The sequence below is a fragment of the Vogesella urethralis genome, assembly GCF_007644045.2.
In the GTDB taxonomy this organism is placed as follows: Bacteria; Pseudomonadota; Gammaproteobacteria; order Burkholderiales; family Chromobacteriaceae; genus Vogesella; species Vogesella urethralis.
Genome location: NZ_VMDW02000051.1, coordinates 36,590 through 61,863 on the forward strand (window position 1 = coordinate 36,590; position 25,274 = coordinate 61,863).

Sequence of the window (25,274 nt, forward strand, 5' to 3'; positions counted from 1 at the left end):
CTTACTCGTAGTTGTCGATGGACGGGCAGCTGCACACCAGGTTGCGGTCGCCGTATACGTCGTCGATACGGTTCACGCTCGGCCAGAACTTGTTGTCCAGCACGTACGGCAGCGGGAAGAATGCCTGCTCGCGGCTGTACGGACGGGTCCACTCGCCGGCAATGTCGGCCTTGCTGTGCGGTGCGTTGCACAGCGGGTTGTTGTCCTTCGGCCACACACCGTTCTGTACCGCGTCGATTTCCTGGCGGATGGCCACCATGGCAGCGATGAAGCGGTCCAGCTCGGCCTTGGACTCGGACTCGGTCGGCTCGATCATCAGCGTGCCGGCTACCGGGAAGCTCATGGTCGGCGCGTGGAAGCCGAAGTCCATCAGGCGCTTGGCCACGTCCACTTCGGTGACGCCGGAAGCGGCTTTCAGCGGGCGCAGGTCGATGATGCACTCGTGCGCCACACGGCCGTTCTTGCCGGTGTACAGCACCGGGTAGTGGGCCGCCAGCTTGTCCTTCAGGTAGTTGGCGTTCAGCAGGGCCAGTTCGGTGGCGCGCTTCATGCCTTCGGCACCCATCATGCGGATGTACATGTAGGAGATCGGCAGGATGGACGCCGAACCGAACGGCGCAGCGGATACCGCGCTCTGGCCGGCCACGGCACCCGGTACTTCGGCTACCACGTGGTTGGCCATGAACGGCGCCAGGTGCGCTTTCATGCCGATGGGGCCCATGCCCGGGCCGCCGCCACCGTGCGGAATGCAGAAGGTTTTGTGCAGGTTCATGTGCAGCACGTCGGCGCCGATATCGGCCGGACGGGTCAGGCCCACCTGCGCGTTCATGTTGGCACCGTCCATGTACACCTGGCCGCCGTTGGCGTGGATCAGTTCGCAGATTTCCTTGATGGATTCTTCGAACACGCCGTGGGTGGACGGGTAGGTAATCATCAGCGCGCCTAGGTTGGCCGCATGCTGTTCGGCCTTGGCCTGCATGTCGGCCATGTCCACGTTGCCGTTGTCGTCGGTTTTCACCACCACCACCTGCATGCCCAGCATCTGTGCGGTAGCGGGGTTGGTACCGTGTGCCGATTGCGGGATCAGGCAGATGGTGCGATGCGCGTCGCCACGGCTGGCGTGGTAGCGGCGGATGGCCAGCAGGCCGGCGTATTCGCCTTGTGCGCCGGAGTTCGGCTGCATCGAGATGGCGTCAAAGCCGGTGATAGCCATCAGCTGCTGCTGCAGGCCTTCGATCATTTCCAGGTAGCCGGCAGCCTGTTCGCGCGGGGCGAACGGGTGCATGTTGGCAAACTCGGGCCAGGTCACCGGGATCATTTCGCTGGTGGCGTTCAGCTTCATGGTGCAGCTGCCCAGGCTGATCATGCTGTGGTTCATCGCCAGGTCGCGGTTTTCCAGCTTCTTCAGGTAGCGCAGCATTTCGTGCTCGCTGTGGTGCTGGTTGAACACCGGGTGGCTGAGAATGGCGGATTCGCGCTTCAGGCTGGCCGGAATGGCGTCGGCAGCCGCGGCGTCCAGCGCGGCGATGTCGGCAGCCTTGCCGGTGAACACTTCGATCAGCTTGGCCAGATCGGCTTCGGTGGCGGCTTCGTGGAAGGCCACGCCCAGCACGCCATTGCCGGCGTCACGCACGTTGATGCCGGCAGCCAGCGCGGCGGCGTATACGTTGGCCGCACGGGCGCCCAGCTCGACCTGTACGGTGTCGTAGAACTGCTCGAACTTCAGCTTGCCGCCCGCCGCTTTCACCGCGTGGGCGAAAATGGCCGCCAGGCGATGGATGCGCTGCGCAATGCGCTGTACGCCCACCGGGCCGTGGTACACGGCGTACATGCCGGCCATATTGGCCAGCAGTACCTGGCTGGTACAAATGTTGGAGTTGGCTTTTTCGCGGCGGATGTGCTGCTCGCGGGTCTGCAGCGCCATGCGCAGCGCGGTCTTGCCCTTCGCATCCACCGATACGCCGATGATGCGGCCCGGGGCCGAGCGCTTCATGTCGTCGCGGAAGGCAAAGTAGGCAGCGTGCGGGCCACCGAAGCCCATCGGTACGCCAAAGCGCTGGGTGTTACCCACCGCCACGTCGGCGCCCATTTCGGCCGGCGATTTCAGCGCCACCAGCGCCATCACGTCAGCAGCCACGATGGCCACGCCACCCTTGGCCTTGACGGCAGCGATGTACGGGGTCAGGTCCAGCAGGTCGCCGGCTTCGCCCGGGTACTGGAACAGCGCGCCGAAGTAGTCGCCGTTGCCGGCTTCTTCCGGATGGCCCAGCACCAGCTCGAAACCGAAGTATTCGGCGCGGGTTTTCAGCACGTCCAGCGTTTGCGGCAGCACGCGGCTGTCTACAAAGAAGCGGTCGCCTTTTACCTTGGAAGCGCGACGCGCCAGCGCCATGCCTTCGGCGGCGGCGGTGGCTTCGTCCAGCAGCGAGGCGTTGGCGATGTCCAGACCGGTCAGGTCGATCACCATCTGCTGGTAGTTCAGCAGCGCTTCCAGGCGGCCCTGGGCGATTTCAGCCTGGTACGGGGTGTAAGCGGTGTACCAGCCCGGGTTTTCCAGCACGTTGCGCAGGATGACACCGGGGGTGATCACCGGGTAGTAACCCAGGCCGATGAACGATTTGTTTACCACGTTCTTGCTGGCCACGGCTTTCAGGTCGGCCAGTGCGTCCACTTCACGCTGCGCAGCCGGCAGGTCGAGGGCGCGGTTGAAACGGATACCGGCCGGCACGGTTTGTGCCACCAGGTCTTCCAGCGAGCTGGCGCCGATCTCGGCCAGCATCTGCTGTTGTTCGGTATCGCACGGGCCGATGTGGCGGGCGATGAATTCTTGGTGATGGAAGAGTTGCGAGAGAGACATGTCTGCGATTCCGTCTAATCGATTAGCCACGAACGGCTTACTGCTTGGCCACGAAAACCACAAAAGACACAAAATGATCCAGGCAAGGTCATGGCTTGCCTAGTACACGTCAACAATGGAAGCGTTCGTATTGTTTCGTGGGTTTCGTGGCAAAAATTCGCGGCAAAAAAAAGCCCCGCCATCTTGCGATGGCAGGGCCGTTTCATCAGGCGCCGATTTCGGCTGCGTAGGCAGCGGCGTCCAGCAGGCCGTCCAGATCAGCGGCGTTGGCCGGCTTGATCTTGAAGAACCAGCCCGCGGCGTACGGTTCGCTGTTGGCCAGCTCCGGGTTGGCTTCCAGCTCGGCGTTCACTTCCAGGATTTCGCCTGCGATCGGGGCGTATACGTCGGAAGCGGCTTTCACCGACTCCACCACGCCAGCTTGCTCTTCGGCAGCCAGGTTGGCGCCCACAGCCGGCAGCTCGACGAACACGATGTCGCCCAGCAGCTCTTGCGCGTGTTCGGTAATGCCGACGGTTACGGAACCGTCAGCTTCCAGACGCAGCCATTCGTGGCTGGATACGTATTTCAGGTCGGCAGGAATGTTGCTCATCGTTTCTCTCCAGAAAAATAGACTTGGATGGTGTACCGGGACCGGCTCTTGCTCGCCCCGTCGTTATACACCAGCTTATTCAAAAACTTTCTTGCCGTTACGCACGAACGGCATTTTCACCACACGCACGTCGGTCAGCGTGCCGCGCAGGTCTACCTGGGCGGTAGCGCCGGTGGCCGCCGGCACACGGGCGATGGCGATGGAATGCTTGAGGGTCGGCGAGAAGGTGCCGCTGGTGATGATGCCTTCACCGATACCGTCTACCACGACTTTCTGGCCTTCGCGCAGTACGCCGCGGCCTTCCAGTACCAGGCCCACCTGCTTCATGGCCACGCCGGCGGCTTTTTGCGCTTCCAGCGCGCTGCGGCCGATGAAGTCGCGGCCTTCGGTCCAGGCGATGGTCCAGCCCATGCCGGCTTCCAGCGGGGAGACGGTCTCGTCCATGTCGTGGCCGTACAGGTTCATGCCGGCTTCCAGACGCAGCGTGTCGCGGGCGCCCAGGCCGATAGGCGCTACGCCGGCGTCTTTCAGCTGGTTGAAGAAGGTGATGGCTTCGGCGGCCGGGATCATGATTTCCAGGCCGTCTTCACCGGTGTAACCGGTGCGAGCAAAGAACCATTCGCCGGACGGCAGGCCCTGGAATACCTTGAGGGCGCGGATGCTCTCGGCCAGCGCCGGCTTCATGCTGCACACCTTGTCGATGGCGGTGGGGCCTTGCACGGCCAGCATGGCCAGGTCGCGGCGCACTTGCAGCTTCACGTCAAAACCGGCGGCTTGCTTGTCCATCCAGGCCAGGTCTTTTTCGGTGGTGCCGGCGTTAACGACCATCCGGAAACCAAAAGCGGTGAGGTATACGATCAGATCGTCTACCACACCGCCTTGTTCGTTCAGCATGCCGGAATACAGCGCCTTGCCCTCGAAACCCAGCTTGGCCACGTCATTGGCAATCAGCTTTTGCAGCCAGGCCTTGGCGTCGCTACCGGTGATGTCCACCACGGTCATGTGCGACACGTCGAACATGCCGGCGTCGCTACGCACGATCTCGTGCTCTTTCAGCTGCGAGCCGTAATGGATGGGCATGTCCCAACCGGCAAAATCGACCATTTTCGCGCCGGACGCGAGATGGGCTTCGTATAGGGGGGTACGTTGCGGGGCTGTCATGGCAGGTCCTTGTACGAGCGTGAGTTTCCTCTGTTTCTCACACCCCTCTGTCCCTGCACCTGAGATTTTCCGGCATTGCGCCGTTAGCCCCTTCGGTGGGCGCATCCTGTGCGCCGCTCTCCAGATTCTGCGGGGAAAACCCCGATTCTTGCAGTCCTTTTGCCTGAGCGATTGCGGGTGCACTTGCGCCTTCGGCGGCGGTTTTGCCCGGCGGGCAAACCGCTCTCTCCTGCGGAATGCGCGCATTATCGTTGCCGGTAGCCGCGTTGGCAAGCGGGATTTGGCGGCACTGTGGCAGCAAATCGTGTGGCGTTGAACAGATGAGCAGCAAGCACAAATCCATTATGCTTTATAGCTATCGCATGTCTTGCACTGGCAGCCCCACCGCCGCTTAGGCCGCGCCCATCCGTAGCCATCGCGCTTACAAAACCCACACATGCCGGACAAATCCGCCCCGCAAGATAGTGATGGTCTCGTGCCAAGCAACTGTTTTATCGCACCATTGTGCCATCATGCTGCCAGCCCGCTGCCGATACGGGCGTGACGGCTCGGACAAAGACAGGAGAACACCATGCCGTCATTATCGATGGACGACATTCTTGCCAACCTGGAAAGCTATGGCGAGCAAGCCGCACGCCTGGCCGGACAGGATCAGCTGTACTACGCGCTGCTGCTGCAGGACACGCTGCAGCAAGTGACGGCCCACCTGCCCCCGCTGGAAAAATCGCTGGTGATGCGGGCTGCCGTGCAGACGCTGGGCAATGCAGCCGACACCAGCCAAGCCGAACACGCGGATAGCGCGTCACCGTGCCTGCTGCACAGCGAACACGAGCTGATCCCGCTCCAGCTGGACTGACCAGCAGCAAGGTTGGCCGCAAAAAACCAGGCCCGGCGTACGGTGTACGCCGGGCCTGGCTGCCTATTGGCCGCGCCGCGTTTAGCCTTTGACCAGCCGCTCGCGCAGTTGCCACAGGTAGATCGGCAGGCCGGCCAGCAGCAGCAGCACGCCCCACATCACCACCTCGGCACCAGACCCGTAGATGGTCCACATGGCAAAGATGAAGCCGCCAAACGAGAACGCCAGCGGCGCGTACCAGTCGCGACGGCTGAACTGGCGATGGCGCTTCAGCATCACCGCCAGCAGAGCCATGGCACAGAAGGCGTACGGCAGCAGCGTGGTGGCGGTGGCCAGCAAAATCACGAACTCGAAAATCTGCACGCCGCTATCGCCGCCCGCGTATTTGCTGGCCAGCAGGATGGTCACCAGCACGGTAGACAGCACCAGGCCGACGATGGGTACGCCGGCACGATTCTCACGCGTGAAAAAACGCGGGAACAAATGGTCGCGCGCAGCGGCTGCCGGGATATGGCCCTGCATCAGGCACCAGCCATTCAGCGCACCGAAACACGACACCACCGCCCCCAGGCCTACCGCGTAGTAGGCCCAGTCGCCCCACAGCTGGCGGGCAGCATCGGCAAACGGCGCGCTGGATGCAGCTAGCTGGCTGGCCGGCATCAGCCCCTGCAGTGCAATGGTGCTGAGGATGTACAGGCCGGCGGCAATCAGGGTACCCAGCACAGTGGCGCGCGGAATGGTGCGCTGCGGCTGGTCCACATCGCCAGCGGGTACCGATGCCGACTCCAGCCCCAGAAACGCCCACAGCGTCAGCGCCATGGTGGCGGGGATGGCCTCGCCCAGCGGCTTGTGCTGCGGGTTGAACTGCACGAAGTCGGGGTTCAGGTACAGCAGGCCGGCGATGGTAACGCCGCCCAGCGGCAGCAGCTTGATCAGCGTGGTCACGATCGCCACACGACCGGAGCTTTGCGGGCCGCGGCTGTTGATCCAGGTCACCAGCCAGATCAGGCCGATGGCGGTGGCACCCGCGGCCAGGTTGCTCTGGTTCAGTACCGGAAAGAACACCCCCAGGTAGCTGACACCGGCCACGGTCAGCGCGGCGTTGCCGGCCCACAGCGCAATCCAGTAGCCCCAGGCGATCAGAAAGCCGGCGAAATCGCCGAAACCTTCATGGATGTAAGCGTACGGCCCCCCGGCCTTGTGCGGCAGCAGGGTGGCCAGCTTGGCAAATACCAGCGCCAGGCAGATGGCGCCCAGCGAGGTGATGGTCCAGCCGATCAGCGACGAGGCGCCGTACTGCGCCAGCGAGGCCGGCAGCAGGAACACGCCGGAGCCGATCATATTGCCCACCACCAGGGCGGTACACATCCAGAAACCGAGCTTGCCCGGTGCGGCCTTAGTCATGGCGCGCTCCTTTCAGCTCAGGGGAAACCGGCAAAGCGACAAGGCACGCCCACTGCGTGCGGTAAAACGGGTATGGCATGGAAAATCCTGATTGTTCTCGGGTTTTTGCTGATGTCCTGACACCCGCCCCTGTCCCGGAGCGTGGTGTAACGCGCTGCATGGCCTGCAGCCGCGCCATAAAACAAACAGGGCCCCGACGCCGAGGCCCTGCTGCTTTGCACAAAATTATAGCGTTGTTTGGCTATGCCAGGACGATAGGCCCGGCCGGCACCCTGCCCAGCTGCCAGTTTTGTCGCGCCCACTGCCAGATCTCGTCGCGTGTCTGTACGTCTGCCGGCACCGGGTGGCCCAGCCAGGCCAGCGCCTGACGCAACTGCAGCGCCACGTTGGCCGCATCGATGGCCGGCGCCAGCGTCTGCTTGGACAGCTTCTCGCCGGCGGCATTGGTCAGCACCGGCAGATGGCAATGCGTTACCGGCGCGCCGCCCAGGCATTGCCGCAGCCATAGCTGACGCGGCGTGGACACCAGCAGGTCGGCACCGCGTACGATATCGGTCATGCCCTGCGCGATGTCGTCCACCACCACCGCCAGCTGGTAGGCCCAGAAACCATCCGCCCGCAGCAGCACCACGTCCCCAATATCGTGCTGCAGTTGCTGCGCGTAGCGGCCTTGCAGACGGTCGTCGAACGCCAGCTCGGCGTCGGGCACGCGCAGTCGCCACGCCCGCGCCTCGCGCCCGGCGACCACCCCGTGACGGCACGTACCGGGGTAGACCATGCCGTCAGGGCCGCGCAGGCCGGCGGCGGCGATTTCCTTGCGGGTGCAGGCGCAGCCGTAGGCGTGCCCTTGCGCAATCAGCTGCGCCAGCGCGGCACGGTACAGCTCGTGGCGATCGTGCTGCCACGCCAGCTCGCCTTGCCACTCGAAGCCGAAGGCGTCCAGCGTGCGCAGGATGGCATCGGCGGCACCCGCCATTTCGCGAGGCGGATCGAGGTCTTCGATGCGCAGCCACCACTCGCCACCGTGTACCCAGGCTTCCAGATAGCTGCCGATGGCGGTACTGAGCGAGCCAGCGTGCAGCAGGCCGGTTGGGCTAGGCGCGAAACGGCCACGGTAAGGGCGCGGTACCACGGGAACAATCGAGGCTGACATGGCGGAGAAAGACGACAACAATGAAGAAGAAACCAGCACGCCCGGAGGGCTGTACGATGACGCACGTTGTAACCGAAGCCTGCATCAAATGCAAATACACCGATTGCGTGTCGGTGTGCCCGGTGGACTGCTTTCACGAGGGGCCCAACTTTCTGGCCATCGACCCCGACGAGTGCATCGACTGCACGCTGTGCATTGCCGAGTGCCCGATTGACGCCATCACCACCGATAGCGACCTGCCGGCCGATCAGGCCCACATGCTGGCACTGAACGCCGAACTGGCGGCGCAGTGGCCGGTAATCACCACCCAGAAGACACCGCTGCCGGACCACGAACACTGGGCCGCGCAAAGCGGCAAACTGCCGCTACTGGAGCGCTAGACGCAAAAGAGGTTGGCTGCGGCCAACCTTTCAGGCTGCAGATAAGCTACCCGCCAAGGCTTTACGGCACCGGCACCACCGGGCAGCACCCCATCCGTTTTTGAATCCGCCCTCCCGTTTACAAAACAAAGCCTGTTTGCAGTGCAAACAGGCTTTGTGATCATCAACAGCTTGGCCGCGGCCAACCTTTTATCCGGCATACCAGGCTGGCACCCCTAAATGAACAGGTCGATATCGCCGCCGTGCTTCTGCTCGGTATCGCGGTCGATACGGCGACGGTAGCTTTCTTCTTCCTGCACCAGCGTCTGCTGCGGGTTGATCTTCTTCACCATCACCTTGCCGCTATCGGTAAAGAAGTAAATCTTGCGGGCAATGTCCAGGCCCAGGTCTTCCGCCACGATGGGGATGTTTTCCTGCGCCAGGAAGGCACGCACGAAACCGGCGTTGCGCTGGCCGATGTTCACAGTGGTCATGCCGGCAATGACGTTGCCGCCGCCGAATACCTTGGCTTCCAGGGTGCTACGGTTAGCACCCAGCTTCAGCATGTCGTTGATCAGCAATTCCATCGCATGGGTACCGAAACGGGCCGGCATCAGGCGGTCGCTGTTACTGCTGCCCTGGTCTGGCAGCATGAAGTGGTTCATGCCGGCGATGCCGGTCTTGCGGTCACGCAGGCAAGCCGAGACACAGGAGCCGAGTACGGTCACCAGCAACAAGCCGTCCTCCGAAGCCTGGTACTCCCCCGGCAGCAGTTTGGCGGCCGCACGGTTGAAATGTTTGTCGAAATAGCGGTGTTTGGCGGTACCAGGGCTTGTCATACGCCACCCTCCCTGCTGCTCTTGCCGGCCAGATATGCCAGCACGCGCTCGGCCATCTGGTTCAATGCCACCACTTCGTGCACGGCACCAATGTCGTAGGCCGCACGCGGCATGCCGTATACCACGCAGCTAGCCTGGTCCTGGCCAAAGTTATAGGCACCGGCTTCGCGCATGCGCAGCATGCCGGCAGCGCCATCCTTGCCCATGCCGGTGAGGATCACACCGACCGCACGTTTGCCCAGTAGGTTGGCCGCAGAGTCGAACAGCACGTCTACAGACGGGCGGTGACGGTTGACCGGCTCGTTCTGGTCGAGCGCGGTTTCCAAGCCGCCTGCCGCACGGCGGCGCAGGCTGAGGTGGGAATGGCCGGGCGCAATGTAAACGTGGCCGGCTTGCACCGGCTGGCCATCGGTAGCCTCACAGACGGTCATCGCACAACACTGGTCCAGACGACGGGCAAACGACAGTGTGAAGTTTTCCGGCATGTGCTGCACCACCAGCACCGGTGGTGCATCGGCCGGCAGGCTAGACAGAAACTCGCGCAGCGCCTCGGTGCCACCAGTGGAGGCCCCTACCACGATAATGCTGTCGCGACGCAACAGGCTGAGCGTGGCTGCACGGGTAACCGGCGGCGCCGGCTCGGCACTGTCACGCAGGATGAAGCGCGACGGCAAGCGCACACGCGCTTCGGCTGCCACGCGGATCTTGTCGCAGATCATCTCGGCGTAATCGAGCATGCCACGGCTGATATCCAGCTGCGGCTTGGCAATGCAATCCACCGCGCCAAGCTCCAGTGCGCGTAGCGCGGTATCGGAGCCGGCGGCGGTAAGCGACGAGATCATCAGCACCGGGGTTGGCCGCAGGCTCATCAGCCGGCGCAGGAACTCCAGCCCGTCCATGCGCGGCATTTCCACGTCCAGCGTTACCACATCGGGGTTGGTTTCACGGATGCGCTCGCGCGCGGCCATCGGGTCCGGCGCAAAGGCCACCACCTCCATGTCCGGCTGCTCGTTGATGATCTTGCCGAGCAGTTCGCGTATCAGTGCGGAATCGTCTACCACTACTACTCGTATCTTGCGGCCCTGAATCATGGTGCTTTTCCGTTCGCCAGGCGGTAGGCAGTCTTGCCGCATGGCGTGAAGGTCTCGGTGATGTGCTGGATGTTTTCGGAATGCCCAAGCAGCAGCAAGCCGTGCGGCTTCAGGTACTGGGCGAAGTGTTCCAGAATACCGGCCTGGGTTGGTTTATCGAAATAAATCAGCACATTGCGGCAGAAAATCACGTCGAACTGGCCGATCGCCGGCCAGCTGCGATCGACCAGGTTGATCTGGCGGAACTCCAGGTGCCGCATCAGACCGGACTTGATCTTGACCATGCCTTCGTTGGCACCCTTGCCGCGCAGGAAAAACTGCTTGAGCTGGCTGTCGCTGAGTTTGGCAATGCGCTCCAGCGCATAGACGCCACTGGCCGCTTTCTGCAACACATGGGTGTCGATGTCCGATGCGATGATCTGGTAAGGCGCAGCACGCAGCACCGGGTCCAGCGTCATGGCGATGGAGTACGGTTCCTCGCCGGTTGACGAGGCCGAACTCCACACCCGGTACGGCTCGCCGCTGACGGCGTGGCGCTGCGCGTGCTGGCGCAGCATGTCGAAATGGTGGGCTTCGCGAAAAAACGAGGTGAGGTTGGTGGTAAGCGCATTGATGAAGTGCTCCCACTCGTGCGCCCCCTCTTCCGAACGCAGCATGGCCAGGTAGTCGGAAAAACGGCGCACACCCAAGCGCCGGACATGCTTGGCCAGCCGGGCGTACGCCATGTGGTTCTTGACTGCAGTCAGGGCGATACCGGTTTTGTCGTACAACAGCTCGCGGACAATGCGGAAATCTTCATCGGTGAAATGAAGATCCCGCTCGAAGATGCTGTCCTGATCGGATGCGGTGCTCAGAATTCCTCCCACTCGCCTTCATCGCTGGCTGCCGGGCGCACCGGGTGCTGGCTCATTGCCGGCAGAGTACGGCGCTGTGCCGCATCGGCTTGCGGTAGCGGCCGGGCTGCTGGCTGCGGCTTGCGCTCGCTGCGCGCGGCCGACTTGGCGGCGTAACCATCCACCTTGAAGATGGCCACGGCATCACGCAGGTTGGAGGCCTGCTCTTCCAGCGACTCGGCTGCTGCTGCGGCTTCTTCCACCAGCGCCGCGTTCTTCTGGGTGTTTTCGTCCATCTGGCTAACCGCCAGGTTCACCTGCTCGATACCCGAGCTCTGCTCGATCGACGCTGCCGAGATCTCGCTCATGATGTCGGTCACACGACGGATGGACGACACGATTTCTTCCATGGTACGGCCCGCTTCGTCTACCAAACGGGTACCGGATTCCACTTTCTCGACCGAGTCGCCAATCAGGGCCTTGATCTCCTTGGCGGCAGCGGCAGAACGCTGTGCCAGGTTGCGCACTTCGCTGGCCACCACGGCAAAGCCGCGGCCTTGCTCGCCTGCTCGTGCCGCTTCCACCGCCGCGTTCAACGCCAGGATATTGGTCTGGAACGCAATGCCATCGATCACGCTGATGATGTCAACGATCTTGGTGGCACTCTCGTTGATCTCGTTCATGGTGGACACCACGCGGCCCACCACCTCGCCACCGCGGGAGGCGATATCGGATGCCCCCACCGCCAGGCTATTGGCCTTGCGCGAGTTCTCGGCGTTCTGCTTCACCGTGCTGGTGATTTCCTCCATGCTGGACGCGGTTTCTTCCAGACTGGCGGCCTGTTGCTCGGTGCGGCTGGACAGGTTGACGTTACCGGCCGAGATTTCCTGCGCCGCCGTATTGATGGCGTCGGTGGCTTCCTTGATGTTGCTGACAATCTCTTTCAGGCGAGACACGGTGAGGTTGGTGTCGTCACGCAGTTGGCCGAACATGCCTTCGTATTCGGCTTCGATGGTGCGGGTCAGGTCGCCTGCCGCCAGGCCGGACAGCACCTGGGCGATATCGCTCAGGCCGCGGCTGGAAACGTCCAGCAGCTGGTTGACCTGGCCAGACAGGGTGGCAAAGAAGCCGGTCTTGCCTTCCATCGGAATGCGCTGACTGAAGTCGCCACTGGCTGCGGCCCCCACCACTTCGGACACCTCTTTCTCGACACGCACTTCTTCGGTACGGTCAGCCCACTCCACCACGGAGCCGATGCGTTCGCCACTGTCGCTGAATACCGGGTTGGCCACCAAGCGGAAGGTGCGACCACCCACAGTGATCTGGCTGCTGTGCGTGGTTTGCAGCGCTGCCAGCAAGTCGCGCTGGTGCGCCGGGTTGCGGTGGAAGCCGTCCATGCTGCCACCCAGCAGCTTGCGGGTGTCGAAATTGGGCAGCACACGCTTGATATCGGCTTCGGCCGCTTGCAGCATTTCCTGCACGCTGCGGTTCATGTAGATGATGGTACGGTTGTTGTCGGCGATCATCACGTTGGACGACACGTTGTCCAGCGCTTTGCGGATACGGGTGTTTTCTTCCAGCAGGCGTTGTTCTTCGATGCGGCGTTCTTTGTCCAAGCCTTGCTGGCGAAGTTGCTCGGTAATGTCCTGCCACTCGACGATGGTGCCGATCGGCTTGCCGCTGGCACTGTGCATCGGCGTGGCGATCAGGATAAAGGTACGGCCGCCAACGCCGATTTGTGCCTGGTGCGAACCGCGCAGACCGGCCAGCAGGTTACGCTGGTGCTCCGGACGCTTGTGGAAACCATCGATGTTGCTGCCGATCACGCCACGTGCCGAGAAAGACGGCAGCTCCTTGCGGATATCGGCTTCTGCGGTAGACAGCATGTTCAGTACCGCCGCATTGGCGTACACCACGGTACCGCTGGCATCGGCAATCATCACGTTGGCCGCAGCAGTATCCAGCGCGTTACGCACGCGGATGTTTTCCAGCGCCTTGTCTGCAGCCTGCTTGATGTAATAGAACAGGCTGCTGCTATCACCTTCCTTCACGTCCAGCGTGCTGGTCACTTCACCCTGGGCCAGTTCCTTCATCAACTGAGTAGCGTCAGACGGCTCGCCACCGATCACGCGGAACAGCGAACGTCCGATCAGGTAGGCTGCCAGCAAGCCGATTACCAGCGAAGCCAGCAAGAAACCCTGCGTCACCATCAGCGACGATTTGGCTTCGGTTTGCAACTCCTTGCCATGCGACATGGCGTTGCCTTCTTCGAACACCACCAGTTTATCAGTTGCGGCCAGGTAAGCCTTCTGACTGTCACGAACATGGGAGAACAGGAAGGCCTTGGCTTCTGCCGTCTGGCCAGCACGGAACAGAGTGATGAACTGGCGCAGCTTGGCGCGGTAATCCTGATCGGCCTTCATCAGCGCGCTTTGCATGGCAACCGACTCATCTTCCGGCGCATGCTTTTCCAGAACCTTGAAAGCAATATCGATATTGCCCAGTTGCTCATCGATTTCAGCCAGCTGCTGCTCGGCCAGCTTGGGATCATCCGTCAGCAACGCGGTACGGACTCCGCGTGCGGTGGCATTCAGGTTGTCTACCACCTTGTTGACCGCCGCGGCACGCGGCATGTGGTTTTCGGTGATTTCCCAGCCGCTTTCGATGATGGTGTTCAGGCGGGTGACGGCCAGGATGGAGGAGGCCGCAATCAGGGTAAGGAGCACGCCGAACCCGAGTATCAGTAGCTGTTTGACTTTCATGCTTGTCCCCTGTGTTAAACGTTGGCCGCAACCGTGGCATCCATCAGCGCCATCTCGTCACTGCTCATCAGCTTCTCGATGTCCACCATGATGATCATGCGCTCGCCGACCACCCCCAGGCCCTGGATGTAATTGGTATTCATCACCGAGCCGAACTCCGGCGCCGGGCGGATATCGTCACCGGCCAGTTCGATCACGTCAGACACCCCGTCCACCACCATGCCAACCGTACGGTTGAGCACGTTCAGGATGATGACAACGGTGAAGTCATTATAAATGACGTTGCCAACATCGAACTTGATTCGCATATCGACGATGGGCACGATGTGACCGCGCAGGTTGATCACCCCCTTGATGAAGTCTGGCGACTTGGCAAGCCGGGTGACGGCGTCGTAGCCGCGTATCTCCTGCACTTTCAGGATGTCGATACCGTACTCTTCATTACCCAGCGCGAATACCAGGTATTCGCGCCTTGCCTTGTCGGCATCTCCGTTATTGCTAGCGTCCATGAGCGACACCTTATCTTTGTCTTTTCAATGCGAATGCGCCGCCTAGGCGGTCAGCACTTCGCCGAGGGTTTTCTGCAGATTGGCACGCACAATAGCGGCCACATCCAGGATAAGCGCCACGCGGCCATCGCCCATGATGGTGGCACCGGACAAACCTTCCACCTTGCGGTAGTTGGCCTCCAGGTTTTTCACCACGAACTGCTGTTGGCCCAGCAGCTCGTCTACCATCAGCGCCACCTTCTGGCCACCAGACTCCACAATGATCAGGATGGCTTTGTCCGGCTGCGCCAGCAGCGGCTCGATGGCAAAAAACTCGGCCACGCCGATGATGGGCAGGTACTCGCCGCGTACGCTGACAACCTGGCCACGGCCGGCGATGGTTTTCACTTCGCCGGGCTTGGGCTGCAGCGATTCCAGGATGTAATTGAGCGGCAGTACATAGGTTTCGTCGGCGATCTTGATCGACATGCCGTCCATGATGGCCAGCGTCAGCGGCAAGCGGATGGTCATGGTGGTACCGATATCGACCATGCTGCTGATGTCGATACGCCCGCCCATGGCCACGATATTCTTGCGCACCACGTCCATGCCCACGCCACGGCCGGACACGTCGGTCACTTCGGCGGCGGTAGAGAAGCCAGGCTCGAAGATCAGTGCCCACACTTCGCTGTCGCTCATGCTGTCGGTCACCGGCAGGCCGCTTTCGCGCGCCTTGGACAGGATTTTGTCGCGACGCAGGCCGGCACCATCGTCCGTCACTTCGATGACAATGCTGCCGCCTTCGTGGAAGGCACGCAGCGTCAAGAGGCCGGTTTCTTTCTTGCCTTTGGCCCGGCGCACAACCGGCGCTTCGATGCCGTGGTCCAGGCTATTGCGTACCAGGTGGGTCAGCGGGTCGGACAACTTCTCGATGAAGCCTTTGTCGAGCTCGGTGTTTTCACCCACCATTTTCAGCTCGACTTGCTTGTCCAGTTTGCCGGCCAAGTCGCGCACCACCCGCGGGAAGCGGTTGAACACGAAGGCGATAGGCATCATGCGGATCGACATCACCGCCTCTTGCAACTCGCGCGAGTTACGCTGTAGCAACGAGATGCTGTTCAACAGGTTCTCGTGCTCTACCGAGTCGAGCCCGGTGCCGTACTGCATCAGCATGGACTGGGTAATCACCAGTTCGCCGACCAGGTTCAGCAGCAAGTCGACCTTGTCGGTGCTGACACGGATGGAGTTTTCACCACTATTGGCGGCAGCCGGCGCCACCGCAGTGGTTCGCGGTTCGTGACGCGTAACCTCGCGTGCAGGCACGGCGACGGCGGGGATCGGACTGGGCACAGGGTTGGCCGCCACGGCAACCGGTTCGAACAGGCCGAAACCGTCCTCTTCAAACGCAATGCCATTGCTAGTGACGGGATTGCTTGCCGGCAAAGGGGCAAACAATCCGAAGCCGTCTTCTTCGAAAGCAATGTCGGCGCTGCCTTGGCTGGCGGGTAGCGGCGCAAACAGGCCAAAGCCATCTTCTTCAAAGGCCACGTCCTGAGTGAGTGCCGGCGTCGAGGGAGGCAGGGCAAAAAAGCCGACGCCATCGTCCTCGATGGTCACATCTTCGATGACACGGAAGGATTCGGGTGCCAGCAGGAACGCCAGCATCTCGATCACCTCGTCACAGGCAGCCTGGGTAGCCAGCAAAGCCAGACCGGGCTGCGGCGGATCGATCGTGGCATCCAGCGGCTGCACATGTTGCAAACTACCCAGTGCAGACAGACGCGCCCAGATATCCGCCTCTTCCAGCGGCAGCGGCGGGTAAAGCTCGATATGCAACCGTGCCGCTTGAACTGCAGCCTGCTTGGCTGGTTCGGCAGCAGCAACAGCACCTCCGGGCACGGACAGTTGTTCCAGCGTCTGCTTCAGCGACTCGATACGCGTCTGATCCACCGGTACATCGCCGCGGTGGAACGCCAGCATGTCTTTCAGCAAGTCGCCAGACAGCAAGGAAGCGTCGACGATCTGCCGGCTTAACGGCAATTCGCCCTTGCGGACTTTGTCGAGCAGGTTTTCCAGTACGTGCGTGAGGTCTGCCAGATCGGTAAAACCGAACGTGGCGGCGCCCCCCTTGATAGAGTGGGCGGCACGGAAGATGGCATTGAGGTCTTCGGATTCTGGCTGGTTGACGTCGATCGCCAGCAGAAGCGACTCCATATTGACTAAGTGTTCCGCAGTCTCATCAAAGAACACCTGATGGAACTGCGACATGTCAAAAGTCATGGACGCCCCCTAGGTAGATGGTTCTGATGAATTAACCAACGAGACGGCGTACCACATCCACCAGTTTTTGCGGATCGAAAGGTTTGACCAGCCAGCCGGTGGCACCGGCTGCCCGCCCCTGCGCTTTCATCTGATCGCTGGATTCGGTGGTCAGCATCAGGATGGGCACGGTGGCGTAATTGGGCAGTCGACGCAGTGAGCGGATCAGCGTCAGGCCATCCATACCCGGCATGTTCTGGTCGGTCAGCACCAGATCAACCTGCACTGCTTGCGCCTTGGACAGACCGGCATTGCCATCGGATGCTTCCACCACCTCGTAGCCCGCACTTTTCAGGGTAAAGGCCACCATCTGGCGAATAGAGGCGGAGTCGTCCACCGTTAGAATTCTTTTAGCCATAGACTCAGCAATCCATGAAATTAGGTATGTTCACAATTTAAACGAAAACAACGTGCAGGCTACCAGCTTTTTATACCATATAGCCAATGCATAGCGGTTTATCCAGCCCGGTTTCGACACTGACAGCAGCAGCACGACGCAACGATCATCGCCTCGAGCCCCGATCAGCGGTTAGCGAATGGTGAACAGCTTGGTAAAGCAGGCAATTTCCAGCACCTGACGCACGGTATCCTTGCAGTTGATCAGCGCCAGTTCCTTGCCGGCTGCGCCAGCGCGCTCTTTCAACAGCAGCAGCATGCCCAGTGCCGAACTGTCCAGATACGGTACTTGTTCGAAGTTCACATCGATATTGCTCACTTCGGCGTTTTCCAGCAGCTCCTGACTGGCGGCACGGAAGTCCTTGTGCACATTGAAATCGAACTGACCAATCAGCAGGATGGTCCCGGTCTTGCCTTCTACCTTCACGATCGGCTTCATACATTCCCCATTCAGCTAGTCTGTGCCACGGGCACCAGCGGCAGCACCAGTTCGAAAACGGTGCCGCGTTCGTCCCGCATATAGTTTATACAGCCCTTCATATCCTCAGCCACGCGTTTGACAATGGCAAGGCCAAGCCCGGTGCCGGTAGCGCGCGTGGTGAAGAAGGGATCAAAGATTTGCGATTCTACCTGCTCGGGCACGCCTTTGCCCTGATCAATTACCCGGATGACGTAAAAATCTCCACTGATCATTGACTGCAGCGTAACAGCAGTACCACGCGGCGCGTGTTCGCAAGCATTTTCCAGCAAATTGACCAACGCTCCCTGCAATTCGGCGCGGCGTCCTTGCACCCATCCCACAGCAGTTACCTCGGCCTGCCACTGCAAGGACTTGTCCGCCAGTTGCGGCTGCACCACGGCCTCCAGCTCGGTCAGCAGCGGTGACACCTCGAACACTTCACTACTGCCATCGGCAGGGCCGATGCGGACAAAGCGCAACATGTCCTGCACCAACGCTTCCAGCGCCTGGAGTCGGTTGACCACCTTGCCAGCAAAACGGGTACGCCCGTCCGCAGGCAAATCGTCTCGCTGCAGGTTGGCCGCATACAACAGTGCGGTGGCCAACGGCGTGCGGATCTGGTGCGCCAGCGACGCCGCCATCCGGCCCATCACCGCCAAGCGCTCCTGCTGCGCCAACTGCTGATGCAAATGATGCAGTTTGCTGACATCCACCAGCATCAAGAAAGAGCCGGCATCGGGCAGCGGACACGCCAGCACGGTGAAGAACTGACCGCCTTGCTTGCCCGCATAAACGCCATCGCTGCCACTGTCGTGAAAGTGATCAGCCAGGCACCAGTCATCGCCCGGCCGCAGGCTGGGTAGCCATGCCTGAACGGCCTCGTTCAGGGCAACGATACGGCCTTGCTCATCCAGCTCCACCACACCAGCGGGCATCACTTGCAGCAGGGTAGACAGCTTGGCAGCCAATTGCTCGTTGGCGGCCGACTTGGCCACCAGCTCGTCATTGGCCACTTGCAGTTTGACGTTCAGTTCGGCCACCTGGGCCTCTAGCAACTGATAGGCCTGAATCAGGTTGTCCGTCACACTATTGAAGTGTTCCAGCGCGCTGCGCAGCTGGCGTTCATCCGCATTCATTCTTAAAACCTCGTTCAGTTGCGACACATCATTTGTAAAACATGGTTGAACAGTATGATAATAGACGTAAGACAGCCGCGACATACTGACCAGCCACAAGGCCAAGTAAACTTGCCCTAGCCTTTTTCCGCGGAAATAGTATGAATAGTATTGTCAGTGACCACGTTGAACGACAGCCAACCTCCGGAGGTTTCCGTGTCTGAACTACTCAAAAAAATTGATGCCCGCACCAAGCTGGCCGGCACTAACAAACTGGAGATCCTGCTTTTCTCCCTGGGCGTTGACCAGCGTACCGGCAGGAAAGAGACTTTTGGCATCAATGTCTTCAAGGTGCGGGAAGTGATGCGTACGCCGGAAATCACGTCGGCGCCCGAAATGCCAGCATCGGTTGAAGGCATGGTCAGCCTGCGTGGCAGCCTGGTGCCGGTGATCGACCTAGCCAAGTACGCCGGCATCATTTCCGACAAGCGCCCCGAAATCATGATCGTGACCGAATACAACGGCCACACCCAGGGTTTTCTGGTGGAAGCGGTCGACACTATTCTGCGCCTCGACTGGGCCGCAATGCGTGTGCCGCCGGACATGATCACCAACCGCATGGGCGGCTTGGTCACTGCCGTCACCGAGCTGGACGCAGGCACTCTGGTGATGATGATGGACGTGGAAAAAGTACTGGCAGAAACCGCCATGTACGGTGACGAACACCAATTCGTCAACATCGAGCCGCTGAAAGAAGAGCGCATGGTCTACTTTGCTGACGACTCGGCCGTGGCCCGCAAGCAGATCGAGCGCACTTTCCAGGCCATGCAGGTCAAGTACGCCTACGCCATCAACGGCATGCGTGCTTGGGACGATCTGCAACGCATGGCCAGCCAGGCCGACCTGGCCGGCCGCAAGCTGAGCGATATCGTGCATCTGGTGCTGACCGACGTGGAAATGCCGGAGATGGATGGCTACATGCTGACCAAGATGATCAAATCCGACCCGCGCTTTGCCGGCATCCCGGTGCTGATGCATTCCTCGTTGTCCGGCCAGTCCAACCAGAAACTGGGCGAGTCGGTAGGGGTAGATGCTTATGTATCCAAATTCGAACCGCAGAAGCTCTCGATGAAAATTCGCGAGATGCTGAAAATCTGAGCTACCCGATAATCTCTGGAATAAAAAGGAATAGCCATGGCAGCATCTGACGCATCCCTTCTGGCCAGCGTAGACGCCCGCACCAAACTGGCGGGCTCGAACAAGATGGAAATCCTGCTGTTCTCGCTGGGGACGCGCGAGACCTTCGGCATCAACGTTTTCAAGGTCCGCGAAGTATCGCAGACCCCGTTCATCACCCGCACGCCCAATATGCCGTTTGGTGTAGAAGGCGTCCTGTCGCTGCGCGGCAACATCATTCCGGTGATTTCGCTGGCCAAATTCATCGGCTGCGAAACCGAAACCACCACCTACGGCACCATGATCGTGACCGAGTTCAACAAGAGCACACAGGCCTTCCTGGTGGACTCGGTTGACCGCATCATCCGCGTAGACTGGGACAAGGTACGTGCACCGGAAAACGTGATGAGCACCACCCAGCAGACGCTGATCACCGCCGTCACCGAACTGGAAGACGGCAAGCTGGTATCCATCCTCGACGTAGAACAGATTCTTGCCAGCGTAGTGGGCGAAACCCGTGTGCCGGATATCCCTTCGGCACAGCTGGAGCAAGACCAGTACGTGTTCTTCGTGGACGACTCGGTGGTCGCCCGTAAGGAAATCAGCAGCGTGCTGGACAAGATGGGCCTCAAATACCATCAGGCCAACAATGGCAAGGAAGCTTGGGACAAACTGCAGGTGCTGGCCAACCGCAACTGGTCGGAAAATGAAAACCTGCACGATACCCTGAAGCTGATTCTGGTGGATGCCGAAATGCCGGAAATGGATGGTTACGTGCTGACCAAGCTGATCAAGTCCGATCACCGCTTCAACGGCATCCCGGTCATCATGCACTCTTCGCTGTCGTCCAATGCCAACCGTGCCATGGGTACCAGTGTCGGGGTTGACGCCTATGTGGCGAAATTTGACCCCGCCATCCTTGCAGATACTTTAATTCCGTTCCTGCAACGCTAAAATAGCGGGTTAAACACCAAAATATTCGGTCAGGACAAAGCCAATGGCAGATAAAAACCTCCGTTTCCTCGTCGTGGATGACTTCTCCACCATGAGACGCATCGTGCGCAACCTGTTGAAAGAACTGGGCTTCACCAACGTGGATGAAGCCGAAGACGGACAGGTCGCCCTGCACAAGCTGAAAACCCAGCACTTCGACTTCATCGTTTCCGATTGGAACATGCCCAACATGACCGGCATCGAGTTGCTGCGCGCAGTACGTGCTGACGCCCAGTTGAAGCACATGCCCTTCCTGATGATTACCGCTGAAGCCAAGCGTGAAAACATCATCGAAGCCGCAACTGCCGGTGCCAGTGGCTACATCGTGAAGCCGTTTACCGCCGCGACGCTGGAAGAAAAGATGAACAAGATCTTCCAGAACCTGAACAAATAACATCGATATATCGCGAACATTGAGCGGTTGAGGAGGAGTAATCGTGTCTGATCACCTTCTTGAAAGTGGCGACTCTCCAGAACTGGAAGCACTTTTTGACAGCATTGCAGCAACCCAGCAACAAGCCGCACCGGCAGCTAGCCAGCCCGTAGCGACAGCAGCAGCCCCGGTAGAAATGACCCAAGAACAGGTCATGGGCATGTATGCACAGATAGGCCAGATGACACGCAAGCTCCATGACACCCTGCGCGAGCTGGGCTACGACAAATCCCTGGAACGCGTGGCCGATGCCATTCCGGATGCCAAGGACCGCCTCAGCTACATTGCCACTCTGACGGCAAACGCGGCGGAGCGGGTGCTGAATGCCACGGATATCGCCAAGCCGATCCAGGACGATCTGCAAGCCCGTGCCGACCAGTTGAACCAGCGCTGGGAATTACTGTTTGCCAACAAGCTCAGTACCGAAGAATTCAAGCAACTGGCGCAAGACACCCGCGCTTACCTGAGCTTGGTGCCGAAGCAAACCGATGCCACCAGCAACCAGCTACTGGAAATCGTGATGGCACAGGACTTCCAGGATCTGACCGGCCAGGTCATCAAGAAAGTCATGGACATGGTCAAGACGCTGGAGTCGGAGCTGCTGACCGTGCTGATCGAGTACCTGCCGGCAGACCGCAAGATGGACATCAACACCGAACTGCTGAATGGTCCGGTGGTGAACCCGGATGGCCGCACCGACGTGGTAACCAGCCAGCAGCAAGTGGACGATCTGCTCGACAGCCTGGGTTTCTAAGCTGTCAACCAAGAACAAGCATCAAGTCGACATACAAAGGAAGCAAAAATGAGCGACTTCGCCGGAATGGAAGAACTTCTTCAGGATTTCTTACTAGAGTCGACCGAGCTACTGTCCGATGTGGATAACAAGCTGGTAGAGCTTGAGAAGCGGCCAAATGACAGGGCTCTGCTCAATGACATCTTCCGCGGTTTCCACACCATCAAAGGTGGGGCAGGCTTCCTCAATGTCGCGCCGATGGTCACCATCTGCCATCGCACTGAGAACTTGTTCGACAAGCTGCGCAACTCGGAACTGGCGCTGACATCCGAGCTGATGGATGTGATCCTGGACGCGACCGGTGCCGTACGTGACATGTTCACAACCCTGTCCCAGGGCCTGCCGCCACCGAACCCGGATCCTGCCATGCTGGCCGCACTGGATGCAGCGCTGGCAGGCAATCTGGCAGCCGTCAAAGCCGCCGTGGCGCCAGCGCCGGTTGCCGCTCCTGCTCCTGTTGCAGCCCCTGCAACCCCGGCAAGCAACGAGCCGGATTGGGCCGCGCTGCAGCAGGCCGTGACTGGCAGCGAGCCGGTTACAGCACCTGCACCAGTAGCAGTTGCCGCGCAGCCTGTTGCTGCCGCCCCGGACATGCAAGCCGCCGCTACCACTTTCGTGGAGGCCCAAGCCATGCCAGAACCCGTTACTGCAGTTGCCGTTGCGCCCACCACCATGCCGGCAGCCGCCAGCAAACCGGCCAACAAGCCGGCGCCGTCTACCGGTGGCCCGATTTCTGGTCAGGAAAACACCATCCGCATCGACACGGTGCGCCTGGATCAGGTGCTCAACCTGTCCGGTGAAATCGGCCTCACCAAAAACCGCCTGACTACCCTGCGTACCGAAATCCTGCAGGGGAATATGGAAACCAATACCCTGCGTTCGCTGGACGAAGCCATCAGCCAACTGGATTTGCTGGTCAGCGATTTGCAGAACGCGGTGATGAAAACCCGCATGCAGCCGATCGGCCGCCTGTTCCAGAAATACCCGCGCTTGGCGCGTGACCTGGCCCGCCAACTGGGCAAGGAAGTGGAACTGGTCATTACCGGTGAGGAAACAGAACTCGACAAGACCATGATCGAGGATCTGAACGACCCGCTGGTGCACTTGGTGCGCAACGCAGTCGATCACGGTGTCGAGTCGCCGGAAGAGCGCATTGCCATCGGCAAGAAACCGCAGTCGCTGATCGAGCTCACTGCCGAGCAGGTTGGCGACCACATCGTCATCGAAATTACCGATGACGGCAAAGGCATGAACCCGGAGGTGCTGCGCCGCAAAGCCATTGCCAAGGGGTTGATCGACGCCGAAACCGCCAACTCGCTGGACGAGAAGCAGTGCCTGCAGCTGATTTTCCTGCCGGGTTTCTCCACCAAAGACCAGATCTCCAGCGTTTCCGGCCGCGGCGTGGGTATGGACGTGGTCCGTACCAACATCCAGAAGCTCAACGGTCGTATCGATATCAACTCGGTACAGGGCGAAGGCACCCGCATCAGCATCTCGCTACCGCTGACGCTGGCCATCCTGCCGGTACTGGTGGTGCGTGCCTGCAACCAGCCGTTTGCTGTCCCGCTGGCCATGGTGCGCGAGATCATTCCGATCGACACCAGTGCCATCCAGGAAGTCTCCGGCCGTCCCACCATCGTGGTACGCGACGAGATCCTGCCGCTGAAAACCCTGTCCGGTTTGCTGAACTGGGCACCGACCCAAAAGCCGAATTTCGGCGTGCTGATGCAATCGGCAGAGCGCTCCTTCATTCTGGCCGTGGATTCCTTCGTTGGCCGCGACGACGTGGTAATCAAGCCGCTACAGAACATCCGTCCCAAAGGCGTAGCCGGTGCCACCCTGTCGGGCGATGGTTCGGTCGTGCTGGTGCTGGACATGGAAGACCTGCTGGCAGGGCAAATGGACGCGACTACCGGTGGCAGTACCATGCTGAGAAACGCCGACAACTACTCTTACTAAGCCAACAACATGTCGACATCCGCCTTTCTGGGACGTCAGCCTGTCTTGAACAGAAATCAGCAGCTCATAGGTTATGAGCTGCTTTTTCGTCGTGCAGACGACGCGGCGACCGCTACCCCCCACGCCCCCCTCGAAGCTGACACCCAGGTGCTGGTCAACGCCCTCAACAATATGGGCACCAACTGGCTGATCGGCAGCAAGCTGGCCTTCATCAATGTGGGTGAAGCCATGCTGACCAGCGATTTTCTTGAGCTGCTGCCACCGCGCCGCGTAGTGCTGGACCTCGCGGCCAACATCCAGCCCACCAATGAAGTGGTGTCGCGAGTACGCTACCTGCGTTCGCTGGGCTTCGGCATTTCGCTGGACGATTTTTCTTTTGATGCACCGTCAGCTGCTCTGCTGGAACTGGCCAACTACGTAAAGCTGGACGTCCAGAGCATGACGCCGGCTCAGTTCCAGAGCCAGGCGGCGCGTCTGCGCAGCTACCCGGTAATCCGTATCGGAGAGCGCATCGAGTCTTACCAGCACTATAACCAGTGCCGTGACCTGGGGCTGGATGGCTACCAGGGCTATTACTTTGCCAAGCCGGAAACGCTGTCTGCCAAGGTCATCCATCCGTCGTTCAGCAATACGCTGAAGCTGCTGAACCTGCTGCGCGCCGATGCACCGATCAAGGACATCGAAACCGTGCTCAAGTCCGACGTTGCGCTGTCGTTCAAGCTACTGCGCTACGTCAACTCTGCCGCCGCCGGGCTCAATACCACCATCAGCTCGTTCAGCCATGCCGTCACGGTATTGGGCTACCAGAAGCTGTACCGCTGGCTGACCCTGCTGCTGGTGACCAGCAATGAAAACCAGCACCTGGCGCCAGCCCTGCAGAAAACCGCCGTCACCCGTGCCCGGCTGATGGAAACCCTGGCCCAAGCCAGTGGTTTCAGCGGTGATCATTGCGACAACGCCTTTATTGCCGGCATGTTCTCGCTGCTGGACGTCATCTTCGACATGCCGATGCAGACCATTCTGGAACACATCAGCTTGCCGGCAGAAATCCACGAAGTGCTCTCGCAGCACACCGGCGGCCTGAGTCAGGTATATCATCTCGCCCTCGCACTGGAGGCCGGCGACCCCGCGCTGCCGCATCTGGCGCAAAAGCTGGCGCTGGACCCGGACCAGCTGAACCTGATTCACACCGCTGCCCTCGCTTGGGCAGAAGAACTCGGACTCTGATTTACCCT

At 60.5% G+C, this 25,274-nt stretch carries 22 protein-coding genes and 2 riboswitches; of the genes, 8 read left to right on the forward strand and 14 right to left on the reverse strand.

The window, feature by feature from the left end:
- Nucleotide 1: 1 nt before the first annotated feature.
- From gcvP to gcvT, 3 genes are all read right to left on the reverse strand, one after another.
- On the reverse strand, nucleotides 2-2,857 hold the full coding sequence (gene gcvP, locus FLQ03_RS02625) for an aminomethyl-transferring glycine dehydrogenase (RefSeq protein WP_144371845.1): 2,856 nt from the start codon (nucleotides 2,855-2,857) through the stop codon (nucleotides 2-4).
- 205 nt (nucleotides 2,858-3,062) lie between these two features.
- Complete coding sequence (gene gcvH, locus FLQ03_RS02630) at nucleotides 3,063-3,449, reverse strand: glycine cleavage system protein GcvH (protein WP_144371846.1); 387 nt, start codon at nucleotides 3,447-3,449, stop codon at nucleotides 3,063-3,065.
- Nucleotides 3,450-3,524: 75 nt separating this feature from the next.
- Complete coding sequence (gene gcvT, locus FLQ03_RS02635) at nucleotides 3,525-4,610, reverse strand: glycine cleavage system aminomethyltransferase GcvT (protein ID WP_144371847.1); 1,086 nt, start codon at nucleotides 4,608-4,610, stop codon at nucleotides 3,525-3,527.
- Nucleotides 4,611-4,647: 37 nt separating this feature from the next.
- Nucleotides 4,648-4,744: riboswitch (glycine riboswitch) on the reverse strand.
- A gap of 7 nt (nucleotides 4,745-4,751) precedes the next feature.
- Nucleotides 4,752-4,852: riboswitch (glycine riboswitch) on the reverse strand.
- A 329-nt stretch (nucleotides 4,853-5,181) separates the two neighbouring features.
- On the opposite strand from gcvT, the gene FLQ03_RS02640 reads away from it, so the two are divergent.
- The gene (locus FLQ03_RS02640) at nucleotides 5,182-5,466 is read left to right on the forward strand and encodes a hypothetical protein (protein ID WP_144371848.1); all 285 of its coding nucleotides are present in this window, start codon (nucleotides 5,182-5,184) and stop codon (nucleotides 5,464-5,466) included.
- An 81-nt stretch (nucleotides 5,467-5,547) separates the two neighbouring features.
- On the opposite strand, the gene FLQ03_RS02645 is transcribed toward FLQ03_RS02640, so the two are convergent.
- Entirely contained in the window at nucleotides 5,548-6,870 is a 1,323-nt protein-coding gene (locus FLQ03_RS02645) for an amino acid permease (protein WP_144371849.1), read from the reverse strand.
- Between the two features lie 241 nt (nucleotides 6,871-7,111).
- On the reverse strand, nucleotides 7,112-8,002 hold the full coding sequence (gluQRS, locus tag FLQ03_RS02650) for a tRNA glutamyl-Q(34) synthetase GluQRS (RefSeq protein WP_420855646.1): 891 nt from the start codon (nucleotides 8,000-8,002) through the stop codon (nucleotides 7,112-7,114).
- A 77-nt stretch (nucleotides 8,003-8,079) separates the two neighbouring features.
- Here gluQRS and fdxA point away from each other — a divergent pair, with 77 nt between their 5' ends.
- Nucleotides 8,080-8,403 carry a ferredoxin FdxA gene (gene fdxA / locus FLQ03_RS02655; RefSeq protein WP_144371851.1) on the forward strand — a complete coding sequence of 108 codons (324 nt, stop codon included), beginning with the start codon at nucleotides 8,080-8,082 and terminating at the stop codon, nucleotides 8,401-8,403.
- A gap of 215 nt (nucleotides 8,404-8,618) precedes the next feature.
- Here fdxA and cheD read toward each other — a convergent pair whose 3' ends face one another.
- The 9 genes from cheD to FLQ03_RS02700 form a co-directional block, all read right to left on the reverse strand.
- The gene (cheD, locus tag FLQ03_RS02660) at nucleotides 8,619-9,221 is read right to left on the reverse strand and encodes a chemoreceptor glutamine deamidase CheD (RefSeq protein WP_144371852.1); all 603 of its coding nucleotides are present in this window, start codon (nucleotides 9,219-9,221) and stop codon (nucleotides 8,619-8,621) included.
- Nucleotides 9,218-10,312 (reverse strand): protein-glutamate methylesterase/protein-glutamine glutaminase, encoded by a 1,095-nt coding sequence (locus tag FLQ03_RS02665; RefSeq protein WP_144371853.1) that lies wholly within the window; start codon nucleotides 10,310-10,312, stop codon nucleotides 9,218-9,220. Before FLQ03_RS02665 ends, cheD begins: the two co-directional genes overlap by 4 nt.
- Complete coding sequence (locus FLQ03_RS02670) at nucleotides 10,309-11,178, reverse strand: CheR family methyltransferase (protein WP_240802183.1); 870 nt, start codon at nucleotides 11,176-11,178, stop codon at nucleotides 10,309-10,311. Before FLQ03_RS02670 ends, FLQ03_RS02665 begins: the two co-directional genes overlap by 4 nt.
- The gene (locus tag FLQ03_RS19530; RefSeq protein WP_144371854.1) at nucleotides 11,163-13,907 is read right to left on the reverse strand and encodes a methyl-accepting chemotaxis protein; all 2,745 of its coding nucleotides are present in this window, start codon (nucleotides 13,905-13,907) and stop codon (nucleotides 11,163-11,165) included. The genes FLQ03_RS02670 and FLQ03_RS19530 overlap by 16 nt, the downstream gene beginning before the upstream one ends.
- Before the next feature lie 14 nt (nucleotides 13,908-13,921).
- Entirely contained in the window at nucleotides 13,922-14,416 is a 495-nt protein-coding gene (locus FLQ03_RS02680; protein WP_144371855.1) for a chemotaxis protein CheW, read from the reverse strand.
- Nucleotides 14,417-14,458: 42 nt separating this feature from the next.
- Nucleotides 14,459-16,675: a chemotaxis protein CheW gene (locus FLQ03_RS02685; RefSeq protein ID WP_144371856.1), complete on the reverse strand. Its 2,217-nt coding sequence runs from the start codon at nucleotides 16,673-16,675 to the stop codon at nucleotides 14,459-14,461.
- Nucleotides 16,676-16,706: 31 nt separating this feature from the next.
- Nucleotides 16,707-17,072 (reverse strand): response regulator, encoded by a 366-nt coding sequence (locus FLQ03_RS02690; protein WP_144371857.1) that lies wholly within the window; start codon nucleotides 17,070-17,072, stop codon nucleotides 16,707-16,709.
- Between the two features lie 171 nt (nucleotides 17,073-17,243).
- The gene (locus FLQ03_RS02695) at nucleotides 17,244-17,549 is read right to left on the reverse strand and encodes an STAS domain-containing protein (protein WP_144371858.1); all 306 of its coding nucleotides are present in this window, start codon (nucleotides 17,547-17,549) and stop codon (nucleotides 17,244-17,246) included.
- Nucleotides 17,550-17,560: 11 nt separating this feature from the next.
- Nucleotides 17,561-18,805: a sensor histidine kinase gene (locus FLQ03_RS02700; RefSeq protein ID WP_144371859.1), complete on the reverse strand. Its 1,245-nt coding sequence runs from the start codon at nucleotides 18,803-18,805 to the stop codon at nucleotides 17,561-17,563.
- 96 nt (nucleotides 18,806-18,901) lie between these two features.
- On the opposite strand from FLQ03_RS02700, the gene FLQ03_RS02705 reads away from it, so the two are divergent.
- The 6 genes from FLQ03_RS02705 (at nucleotide 18,902) to FLQ03_RS02730 (ending at nucleotide 25,266) form a co-directional block, all read left to right on the forward strand.
- Nucleotides 18,902-19,843: a chemotaxis protein gene (locus FLQ03_RS02705; protein WP_144371860.1), complete on the forward strand. Its 942-nt coding sequence runs from the start codon at nucleotides 18,902-18,904 to the stop codon at nucleotides 19,841-19,843.
- A gap of 36 nt (nucleotides 19,844-19,879) precedes the next feature.
- A complete protein-coding gene (locus tag FLQ03_RS02710; RefSeq protein WP_144371861.1) occupies nucleotides 19,880-20,815 on the forward strand; it encodes a chemotaxis protein in 936 nt (311 codons plus the stop codon).
- Nucleotides 20,816-20,858: 43 nt separating this feature from the next.
- Nucleotides 20,859-21,248 (forward strand): chemotaxis response regulator CheY, encoded by a 390-nt coding sequence (gene cheY / locus FLQ03_RS02715; RefSeq protein WP_144371862.1) that lies wholly within the window; start codon nucleotides 20,859-20,861, stop codon nucleotides 21,246-21,248.
- Between the two features lie 175 nt (nucleotides 21,249-21,423).
- Nucleotides 21,424-22,041 carry a protein phosphatase CheZ gene (cheZ, locus tag FLQ03_RS02720; protein ID WP_276607753.1) on the forward strand — a complete coding sequence of 206 codons (618 nt, stop codon included), beginning with the start codon at nucleotides 21,424-21,426 and terminating at the stop codon, nucleotides 22,039-22,041.
- 48 nt (nucleotides 22,042-22,089) lie between these two features.
- Complete coding sequence (locus tag FLQ03_RS02725) at nucleotides 22,090-24,039, forward strand: chemotaxis protein CheA (RefSeq protein ID WP_144371864.1); 1,950 nt, start codon at nucleotides 22,090-22,092, stop codon at nucleotides 24,037-24,039.
- A gap of 9 nt (nucleotides 24,040-24,048) precedes the next feature.
- Nucleotides 24,049-25,266: an EAL and HDOD domain-containing protein gene (locus tag FLQ03_RS02730; protein ID WP_144371865.1), complete on the forward strand. Its 1,218-nt coding sequence runs from the start codon at nucleotides 24,049-24,051 to the stop codon at nucleotides 25,264-25,266.
- Nucleotides 25,267-25,274 lie beyond the last annotated feature (8 nt).